A 6,973-nucleotide genomic window follows, 5' to 3' on the forward strand; every position below is an offset into this window, starting at 1 on the left:
GTCCCTCTGTGATGTATCCTGTAAGGTCAGGTATTGGGTGAGTGATATCGTCATTTGGCATTGTTAGAATTGGGATAAGTGTAACTGATCCGTCAATTCCCTTTATCATTCCAGCTCTTTCATAAAGGGCTGCAAGGTCTGAATAAAGATGACCTGGGTAACCCTTTCTAGATGGAACTTCTTCTCTTGAAGACGATACTTCACGAAGAGCTTCGGCATAAGCTGTGATGTCTGTCATAATTACTAGTACATGCTTGTTTTCTTTGTATGCCAAATATTCTGCTGCAGTTAGGGCACATTTTGGTGCGATAAGTCTTTCCATAATAGGGTCGTCTGCAAAGTTAATATACATTGCAACCTTGTCAATTACTCCAGAATTTTTAAAGGACTCTCTGAAGAAATCTGCCTCGTCGTGTTTTACACCAATGGCAGCAAAAACTATGGCAAAATTATCTCCTTCTGTATCAGAAATTTTTGCCTGTCTTACAATTTGTGCTGCGATTTCGTTGTGTGGAAGGCCTGAACCTGAAAATATTGGAAGTTTTTGACCACGGATAAGTGTCATAAGTGCATCTATTGAAGATATACCTGTCTGTATGAAGTTACGTGGGTATTCTCTAGATGCTGGGTTAATCGGTCTACCATTTACATTGTAGACGTCCTTTGAATAAATTGGACCTCCTCTATCGATTGGAATTCCAGTTCCGTTAAAGACTCTTCCCAAAATATCTTTTGAAAGTGGAATTTCAAAAGGATGTGCAGAGAATTCAACTTTTCTATTCTTAGTAGAAACTCCCAAGTTGTTGCCAAAGACTTGGATTACTGCCTTATCTTCGTCAACTTTTATAACTTGTCCAAATTCTTCTTTCTTTTCGTCCTTTGATTTTATCTTTACTACTTCTCCATAACTCACCTTATGAAGATTTGAAAGTTCAATAAGTGAGCCTTCGATTCTATCAAGTGTTAAATATTCTTTTTTCATTTAAAACACCTCAATCCTCATAACTTGAAATTAAATGGATGTAGAAGTCATTAATGTCGTTATTTAGACTTACGAATTTCTTCATGTCGTCATTTTCGATATTGTATTTCATGTTTACTACTTCGCCATAAAGCTTGTCGTCTTTAATTAGTGAAATAGGTATTTTTTTCTTTAATGCTTCTTTTCCCTTTTCGTACAAATTGTCTATTGTCTTAAGCATTTCAAATTGCTTTTCTAGAGGAACAAAGGTGTCTATTTCGTTAAAGGCATTTTGTTGTAAAAATCCTACCTTGACTACTCTACATATTTCAAGAACTAGTCTCTCGTGATCAGGAAGCACATCTTCTCCAACTAGCATTACAATTTCATTTAACTTTGCCTCTTGATGCAAAAGATCCAAATACTTACTTCTAAGTGCTGGAAGGTCTCCATCAAGTCTCATGTCGTAATAATTTTTTAGAAGTGGAATGTATCCGGAATAGGAATTCATCCAGTTGATTGCTGGATAGTGTCTTGCATAGGCAAGTTCTTTATCTAGCGCCAAGAATACATTTACGAATCTCTTTGTATTTTCTGTAACTGGTTCTGAGAAGTCACCACCGGCAGGGGATACGGCACCAATAAGTGTTACAGAACCCTCTTCTCCAGAGAGTGCTTCAACATATCCTGCTCTTTCATAAAATCCTGCAATTCTTGATGGAAGGTATGCTGGGTAGCCTTCTTCAGCTGGCATCTCTTCCAAACGTCCAGAAATTTCTCTTAGAGCCTCTGCCCATCTTGATGTGGAGTCACCCATAAGTGCAACATCATAGCCCATGTCTCTAAAATACTCTGCCATTGTTACTCCAGTATAAATTGAAGCTTCACGTGCAGCTACTGGCATATTAGATGTGTTGGCAATAAGAATTGTTCTATCCATTAGAGGTTTTCCAGTGTTAGGGTCGATTAGTTTAGGGAAGTCTTCCAAAACTTCTGTCATCTCGTTACCACGTTCGCCGCATCCAATGTAGATGATGATGTCAGCGTCGCAATATTTTGCGATTTGGTGTTGTGTCATTGTCTTTCCTGTACCAAATCCCCCAGGTATTGCAGTTGTACCTCCCTTTGCAATTGGGAAAAATACATCAAATACCCTTTGACCTGTCACAAGAAGTCTATCTATTGGAAGTCTTTCTTTTACAGGTCTTGGAACTCTTACTGGCCAGTTGTGATACATTTTTAGCTCGTGGACATTTCCGTTTTTATCTTTAAGTTTTAATAGCACTTTTTCGATATTGTACTTTCCGTCATCTACTCTTTCAATTACTTCTCCATCAACATCTGGTGGAACGAGTAATTTGTGAGTTATAACTGGAGTTTCTGGAACTTCGCCAAAGATTTGTCCAGGTGTCAATTTATCTCCAACTTCTACATTTAATTTTACATCCCAAAGTTTTTCTTCATCTAGTGAGATAAGTCCAATGCCCTCTGGCATAAAGCTTCCGTAAGACTCTTTTATCTTTTCAAGAGGTCTTTGGATCCCGTCAAATATATTGGTAATCATGCCAGGTCCAAGCTTTACAGAAAGAGGTGCTCCTGTTGGGATAATCTCTTCGTCTCTCTTAAGGCCCTCTGTCTCTTCATAAACCTGAATTGTTCCAAAGTCCCCATCAATAGAAATTACTTCGCCAATAAGTTTCTTTTCACCAACTAAAACCATCTCTCTGATTTCAAAATCAGACATATTTCTGCCAACAACAACTGGGCCATCTACTGATTTAATAGTTGCATTACTCATTCTTATCACCTGCTTCTCTTAGCTTGTTGTGGAGCATTGCTCCAATTTCATATCTCATATCCTCTACTCTATTTTTAAGAGATAGATCGATGTTGTAGCTTCTGTTTATGTCTGAGATAATAAATCCACCAATGTGATAATCATAAAGTTCATCGACAATAAGCTTTACATTTTTCTCTTCCGCTACTTTTTTAAGAGCGCTAACAAGATTAGGATTTTCATCATTTCTAATATAAAGATAGATGGAATCTTCGTCTATCTCATCAAGTGCCCTTTTAAAATTATAAGTTTCAAATTTTACATACTCATCAGTCTTGGCAAACTCTTTTAGTTTATTTTCAAGAGATGCTAAAAGTCTATTTAATAACTTCTCGTCCTCTTGAAGTGCCAAAACTCTCTTTTCTTCATTTGCTTTAGCTATTTTTTCGTAGCCGCTTTTTTCTGCAAGAGATACTCTTCTTTTTATATATTCTTCTCTATCTTTTTTTAAAGATTCTACTTTTTCTGCTATTGCTTTTTCGGCTTTTTCCTCTTCTTCTTTTATGAGAGCGTCGCACTCCTCTTTCTTCTTTAGAAAGACAATTTTGTTAAAGATAGATATTTTGTTTTCTAGTAAAATCATTTCATCACCTAAATTGCCTTAATTCCAACAGATTCTTTTACATATTTTAAAATAAAATCATCTTCCATTTTTCCGCCAACTTCTGGAATAGTGACAACTAGAGGAGTCTTTTGATTAAGCTTTACTTCTATTACTTCATCCTTTATCTCTTCGAAAGATGACTTAGTAAGTATTATTATTCCAATATTTGGATCTTTTTTATACTTATCAAAATTTTTTTGAAGCTCTTTTTTATCTTTACAAAGAACTCCCATAACTCCCGCAAGTCTTAGACCATTAATGATGTCACTATCACTTGTTAAAAGAATTGACCTCATTATAATCTACCTAGAATCATGATTGAAATGATAAGACCATAGATGGCAATACCTTCAGCAAGTCCTAGATAAATCATTGATTTACCCAAAATACTAGGATCTTCTGATACAGCACCGATTGCTGCAGAACCTACATTAGAAACGGCAACGCCGGCACCAAGAGATGCAAGACCAGTTGAAAGACCAGCTGCTAAAAATCCAAGACCATTTCCACCAGTTGCAGTACCTGCTGCACTTGCCATTTGTGGAACAAGAGTTACTAGACCAAATACAAAAGCTGGTGCAAAGATTGATAAGTTAAGTTTTAGAAATGCACGAGCAAATTTTCTATTTTTATCTGTACCTTTGTAAATGAAATAAAAACCTGTAACTACCATTGAAAATACTGTCAAAATTGCAAAAATTATAATTTTTTCCATCTCAGTTCCTCCTAATAAATACTGTCTGCTTCAAATAACTTGCCATCGCCTGAATAAAATTTACTAAACATTTCATAATATTCAAGTCTTAGTGATTGTATAAATACAATTAGACCTTCAAGGCCTATTATCACTATATTTCCTATAATAAGCACTGCTATATTTCCACCAGTTGAACCAATCATTTGTCCAAGAGTTTTAAAAGCTAAGAATAGACCGACGTGGTTTATTGCAAAAGCTCCAACCCTTATAAATGAAATAATTCCACTCATTGTAGAAAGTAGTGCTTCCAAAAGTCCAAAGGATGACTCAATGTAGTAGTCTCCTGCCTTTTGATCAAATTCCTTCTTAAAGAAAGTTTGAAGAATTGGTCTTTTAAATAGCATTAGTAAAAGTGCTACAACTAAAATTATAATACCAACATTTGTTGATATAGGAGCACTTCCTCCCATGATATTTACGCCGATATTAATCATTGCAATAAATATCAAAACACCAAGGAATCCTTCCTTTCCAAAAAAGGCCTCGTCATATTCTTTATTTTTTATATTATTGTAAATTCCAACGCCATAAGATATTGCTGATAAAACAACACCAAAGAAAATGGCGATTACTAAAGTTTTGTTTATGCTATCAAAGGGTCTAAACCAAATAGCTGGTATTAGATTTTCGCTTCCAAAGACTGAGCCATACATCAGGCCAAAGAACATTGATGAAACTCCCATCCTGAGAAGTAGGCCCCCAAAGTCTTTGTTTTTCTTTTTTGATAATATAATTCCGGCAATCGCAAAAATCGCCCCTTGTCCTAGATCGCCAAACATGGAGCCAAAAAGTATCATGTAACTTATTCCAAAAATTATTGTTGGATCAAATTCATCATAATTTGGCGTACCATACATATTAATTAAAAGTTCAAAGGGCTTAAAAAAATTTGAATTTTTAAGTTTTGTTGGCGTCTTTCTCTTATCTAAATCAGCATCACTTGCATAAATATCAATTTTTTCATACTTAGATAACTTATTTTCTAACTCTTTGTAATTACTTTCAGCAACCCAACCAGATGCGTAGAAATAATTTTTTGACCTAAGCATGTACTTCTTTGCCTTTTCGATTTTTTCAAAGGCAAGCATGTGGGCCAAAGTTTGATTTAAGTCATCGTATCTAGAATTCATAATATTTTCCTTGTACTGGTCATATTCCCAAATTCTACGGCGAAGACTATCTTCCTCTTCTTTTAAGTTTGTAAACATATCTTCGGCAGTTCCCATTACATCCCTACCGAGAATATCTATCTCGTTAAAATTCAAACTTCTAAGGACTCTGTCAATATCTTTTTCAACTTCCTTAGGATATATCGCAAGGTAGAGTTCTCTATCATCGACAGTGCCTGTGTGATAGATTAGAGCCAAAATATTTCCATAATTCTTCTTTAGTCTATATCTTGCATCCTTATCAAGAAAACCAAATCTCGCAGTAAAATACTTAAGATTTGAAATGTCTCTAAGGTCAATATCTACATTTTTAAATAATTTGTAATTGTCTTTTAGAGTCTCGATGAGCTTTACTTTCTTTTTCATCTCCTCGTACTCTTTAATCTTTGTCTTGAAGTTGTCGTAGAAAGAATCAATGTCTTCGTCGAGGTTGATGTTTTTAAAATACTTATCATCAACTTTTTTAATGCCGAAGAACTTCATTATCTCTTCAGCTTTCTTTACCTCTTCAAAATGTTCCTCATCCTCTTTGAAGGGAGCAATATAGTTTAGCTCAAGATTTCTCTCAACATTTTCTTCATTGTCCAAACTAAAGACAAACTCATTATTTTTTACTGTAACATCAGATGAGATGAATTCCATAACACCCATGTTCAGAATGTCAAGTATGATGGAGTCCATATCTTTTAGCCTGCCCATCACATTGACAAGCTTCATTCTCTCAATAGCCAAGTTGTTCACTTCCCTCTTTGCTATTTATTAAGTGTCTTAGTTTATCTCCTGGAGGAAGATTAAACCTTGCACTTTCAAGTAAAATTTCAATATCTTTAATTTCTTTTTCCAAAAGAACTAAATAAGCCATAAGCTTACCAATACCTCTTGATTTTCTAAAAACTTTTTTAGCATTTAAAAGTTCATATCTCTCTGCCTTTTTATTCATGTCAGAGTCAGACTCCTCATCAAACAAAAAAGCATACTTTGTCTTCTTAATCTCTTCAATAAACTCTTCCTCTCTCAAGTAAGTAAAGTTTAGAAGTTTTTCAGAAGTAAAGCTTCCACCAAAAATAGTGAAGTTAAATATCTCCTCTGGAATCAGCATAAAATATTTTTTTGCCCTGTAAATCCAAATAATATTTAAAATGTCTATTTTCGTGCCAATGGTTTCTAAAAATTCTTCCCTGTCTATCTTTGACAACACCTTTGCACTATCCACAAGGCCCTGATAATAGTACTTATCCAGGTTCATCTCCATATAAAAGAGAGTGGATTCATCCTCTGACACATAATTTTTTAAAATATCATAATAATCAGTGTCCTTTAAGTTGTCGACAAATTCCTTTAGGGATACATTTTTAAATTCAATATTCTTACCTTTAATATTGAGACTTTCTATATTGGGGTTTTTACCGATTTTAATGGCTCGCAAAATGTACTTGATTTTTTGGATTTCGCCATCCATTAAATAACTTTTAATAAAATCTCTGTACTTCGATGATAAATAATGTTGCAACCTCTCCACCTCACTGGTCTTGTAGTTTCTTAAGAAACTCTCAACCTCATAAATATCTGATAGAGGATCGAGGTCTTTAAATATATTTGTTTTCAAATAAGTTAAACTGTCTTTTAAATTATCCATCTTGGACAA

At 34.6% G+C, this 6,973-nt stretch carries 7 protein-coding genes; all 7 read right to left on the minus strand.

The window, feature by feature from the left end:
- The coding region (locus ACOX6R_RS06710) for a V-type ATP synthase subunit B (protein ID WP_433448559.1) at nt 1-982 on the minus strand (982 nt) is incomplete at its 3' end.
- A gap of 10 nt (nt 983-992) precedes the next feature.
- The gene (locus ACOX6R_RS06715; protein ID WP_433448560.1) at nt 993-2,759 is read right to left on the minus strand and encodes a V-type ATP synthase subunit A; all 1,767 of its coding nucleotides are present in this window, start codon (nt 2,757-2,759) and stop codon (nt 993-995) included.
- Nucleotides 2,752-3,381, minus strand: coding sequence for a V-type ATP synthase subunit E family protein (locus tag ACOX6R_RS06720; RefSeq protein ID WP_433448562.1), 630 nt, complete (start codon nt 3,379-3,381; stop codon nt 2,752-2,754). The genes ACOX6R_RS06715 and ACOX6R_RS06720 overlap by 8 nt, the downstream gene beginning before the upstream one ends.
- A gap of 8 nt (nt 3,382-3,389) precedes the next feature.
- Complete coding sequence (locus ACOX6R_RS06725) at nt 3,390-3,698, minus strand: V-type ATP synthase subunit F (protein WP_433448564.1); 309 nt, start codon at nt 3,696-3,698, stop codon at nt 3,390-3,392.
- On the minus strand, nt 3,698-4,117 hold the full coding sequence (locus tag ACOX6R_RS06730; RefSeq protein ID WP_433448566.1) for an ATP synthase subunit C: 420 nt from the start codon (nt 4,115-4,117) through the stop codon (nt 3,698-3,700). Before ACOX6R_RS06730 ends, ACOX6R_RS06725 begins: the two co-directional genes overlap by 1 nt.
- Before the next feature lie 11 nt (nt 4,118-4,128).
- Nucleotides 4,129-6,027, minus strand: coding sequence for a V-type ATP synthase subunit I (locus ACOX6R_RS06735; RefSeq protein WP_433448570.1), 1,899 nt, complete (start codon nt 6,025-6,027; stop codon nt 4,129-4,131).
- Between the two features lie 22 nt (nt 6,028-6,049).
- On the minus strand, nt 6,050-6,973 hold a 924-nt coding region (locus ACOX6R_RS06740; protein WP_433448568.1), incomplete at its 5' end, for a V0D/AC39 family V-type ATPase subunit.

It is taken from the genome of Peptoniphilus sp., assembly GCF_050943655.1.
In the GTDB taxonomy this organism is placed as follows: domain Bacteria; phylum Bacillota; class Clostridia; order Tissierellales; family Peptoniphilaceae; genus Peptoniphilus_A.